This window comes from Aestuariivirga sp. (assembly GCF_041738905.1).
Lineage (GTDB): Bacteria > Pseudomonadota > Alphaproteobacteria > Rhizobiales > Aestuariivirgaceae > Aestuariivirga.
Genome location: NZ_JBGSOZ010000094.1, coordinates 1 through 2,828, shown reverse-complemented (window position 1 = coordinate 2,828; position 2,828 = coordinate 1). Strand labels below are relative to the sequence as shown.

The 2,828-nt window shown below is 56.8% G+C and carries 2 protein-coding genes and 1 pseudogene; 1 reads left to right on the top strand and 2 read right to left on the bottom strand.

All coding sequences use genetic code 11. The features are described 5' to 3' along the window. A pseudogene (locus tag ACEW8Q_RS08335) lies at window positions 1–153 on the bottom strand (IS3 family transposase); the annotation flags it as partial. Window positions 154–294: 141 nt separating this feature from the next. On the opposite strand from ACEW8Q_RS08335, the gene ACEW8Q_RS08330 reads away from it, so the two are divergent. Further along, window positions 295–900 carry a transglutaminase family protein gene (locus ACEW8Q_RS08330; RefSeq protein ID WP_373503592.1) on the top strand — a complete coding sequence of 202 codons (606 nt, stop codon included), beginning with the start codon at window positions 295–297 and terminating at the stop codon, window positions 898–900. 927 nt (window positions 901–1,827) lie between these two features. Here ACEW8Q_RS08330 and ACEW8Q_RS08325 read toward each other — a convergent pair. Beyond that, window positions 1,828–2,511 (bottom strand): Crp/Fnr family transcriptional regulator, encoded by a 684-nt coding sequence (locus ACEW8Q_RS08325; protein ID WP_373503591.1) that lies wholly within the window; start codon window positions 2,509–2,511, stop codon window positions 1,828–1,830. Between the last annotated feature and the right edge of the window lie 317 nt (window positions 2,512–2,828).

Genomic DNA, 2,828 nt, shown 5'->3' with positions numbered 1-2,828 from the left:
CCGGCACAGCTCGGCGATGCTGTATTCGCCGCGAAGCCCATCCAGCACAATGCGGATATTCTCCTCGGCCGAATGATGCTTCCGTGTCGCCCGCCGGATGTTCTTCACAACCTGCTCGGAGGTGGTCTTCGTCGTCTCGGACTTCTGTCTCATCTGCGCTTCTCCTGAAAGCTACGATGAACCAGAAATCCTCTCTTCCTCAAGTCAGCCAGTTTGTCTCATGAGGGCTGCCGCCGGACAATCATCTGACGACGGACACCGTGGCCTAAATCAACATAGCACCCCATAACAGAGTTGCTGGACAACGTTTTACAGCACTTGATTCCCAGCCGTTACTGCGACAGCGACAATCTCACGCAAGAGGTGTGGGTATTGTTCGCCAGTCATCCGGAAGGCTGGGGCAGTGTCCAAGCCATTTCAACCTTCGTGCACCAGCATGTGACCTTTGGCTACCAGTTCGGCCGCGCCAGCAAGACCGCCTCGGAAGTCTTCCGGGAGAAGACCGGCGTTTGCCGTGATTTCGCGCATTTGGCGATTGCGTTCTGCCGTGCCATGAACATTCCGGCACGCTATGCCAGCGGATATCTCGGCGACATCGGTGTGCCCTATTCTGGCCCTGGCGATTTCAGCGCTTGGTTCGAGGTCTATCTCGATCATCGCTGGCATACATTCGATGCCAGGTACAATGTACCAAGGGTGGGCCGTATTCTGATGGTCCGTGGCTCCGACGCGTCAGATGTTGCGATGATCACATCTTTCGGCGGATATCAGTTGAAGCTATTCCGAGTCTGGGCCGATCGCCTTGAAGACGGTCTTGGCGATGCAAAGGTTCTCGAACTTCTGCAAATCCGGCCGGATGCTGCGCCCCTGGTATTTCCATCGTCTGCAAGAGCAATTTGATTGTGAGGGTACCCATCGCGTGTTTGTCGTTTTGACCGCCGTTCAATGGGTAGTCACACTCTTGCTGTCATCTGGATGTGCGCATGGGATTCGAAAAGTGCCCAAAACTTATCTCAATAAAATCAATTATTTACGGGTGGAGAACGTTGGATTCCAGGCCCTTTCCCTCCGCCAGTTGGCCCTGTGCCAAAGCTCTCGCCTCGAAATTTCAGTCACGAAAATCCCCAGTATATGCGGGCTTTTCAGCAAGAAGCTGCTGACTGCCAAGATGTCGGCCCGGACATTTTGGGTCTCTCAGAGCCCGGTATTCTCCAAAGCTCCTGACTGCGTGGGAAAAGTACGGCGGCGGTAAGTTTCTGAATTTACATCAGAATCCAATATGTCATCAACCTTACTTCGATGGTTTCAAGCGCCATGGAAGAGGGGCCCGACCCCAACGCGCTTAGTTTCCAAGGACAGTCAACCATCCTGTCAAGGCGCTGGTCCGGCCCGGTGTCTCTATTTCTTGCGCTTCTGTAAGATCAACCCCTTCGAGATGACGCCGCGTATCTTCGCCCGAGTGCCAAGGTGTTCAACCTGCGCAGCGATCCGTATGAGCGACACGGCGGGCATCAATCGAAGCTGCCACCACTCGGAAGATATTGCGGCAGTGGACCTGAACACCGGCCGGTCGCGTTGCCTTGAGTCTCGGCGCCGGGGCTTTCCTCGTAGCGCAGCGGACCTCCTTCTGAATCGAGTTCGGGACGAGGCGGGGAAAGGCGTTGCTGCCACAGACGTTGCGCTATCTGGTGAAGAGGATGTCGCCCAAGGAGGAGGCTGCGTGGCGCGCTGCCGAGAGGTGGGGGCAGGGGGCGAGTGGAGGAACGAAGGCGAGCAGGGGCTTAACTGCTATAGCTGTCACGATCGGCTCTCGGGCGCGATAGCGTCTTAATCGTCGGTGGCCCGTGCCTCGATCTCAAGCGCCGCAAGGTTGCGGATCAGGATGGCGCCATAGTCGAGTTCAATAACTCCAACGTCGATCAGCGCGGCCAAGGCCCGACGGAAGGAGGTGCGGCTCATGCCCACCATGCGGCTGAGCTCTTCCTGCGTCATCCGCACCTGTCCTTCGGGCGTGGCGAGCCGCAACAGAGCGCGGGCGAACAGCGCGCGAGGCGGGAGCGAGATCACCTCGCCCAGCGTCTTGAGCGAAACCATCACATTTATGTGGCTCAGCCGGTAAAAGCACATCCAGTCGCGCGGATTTTCGTCCAGATTTCGCAGTACCTTGGAGGCCGGAAGCTTGAACACTTGGCAGTCGCTTGCCGCCGTCACGCCGAGAGTTCGTACCGATTGGCCGAGCAATGCAGCATCGCCGATCCAAAAGCCCGGGGTTCCCCGGTGCAGAACCACCTCCCGTTCAGAATCAAGCATCACCGACACGTCAAGCAATCCTTCACCCAGACCGAAAATGCCATCAGCCTCGTCGCCAATGGCATAGACCGACTGTCCACGTCGAAAGCTCATCCAGCGGCCAAGTTTGGCCATCCGCGACTGAAAGTCCGTTGACTGCTCCGCCATCCATCCAATGCGCCCAAGTGCCCCGAGCTTGGGTTCCGCGTCTATGTTAGACATTGCCGCTCCTAATTGAACCGGTTCAACCCTCACTTCTATGGTTTAAGTCTCTCGTTTGCTGAGAGGATAGCTGGCCGGAAGTTCGAGGCATAATTTTGATTGTTCCATTTGGCGCATTCTTCCGTGGCGTTTGCGTTAAATATACTCCGCTGAAGTTGAGCATTGAGGGGCGGCCATGCACAGATCAGTCATTCGGATTTCCGTCATTAGCATAGCGGTGTGCGCCTCGGCCATGTTCACAGTGCCGGAGTTCGCAAGTCCCGTCGAGGCATCCTCAGTCTCCGATCAGCGTAGCCGCCAGTGTTCCGCTGAGGCCC

Bases quoted from the DNA above. Each gene is read 5' to 3' on its own strand.
- ACEW8Q_RS08325 (WP_373503591.1), bottom strand. From the start codon at position 2,511: ATGTCTAACATAGACGCGGAACCCAAGCTCGGGGCACTTGGGCGCATT.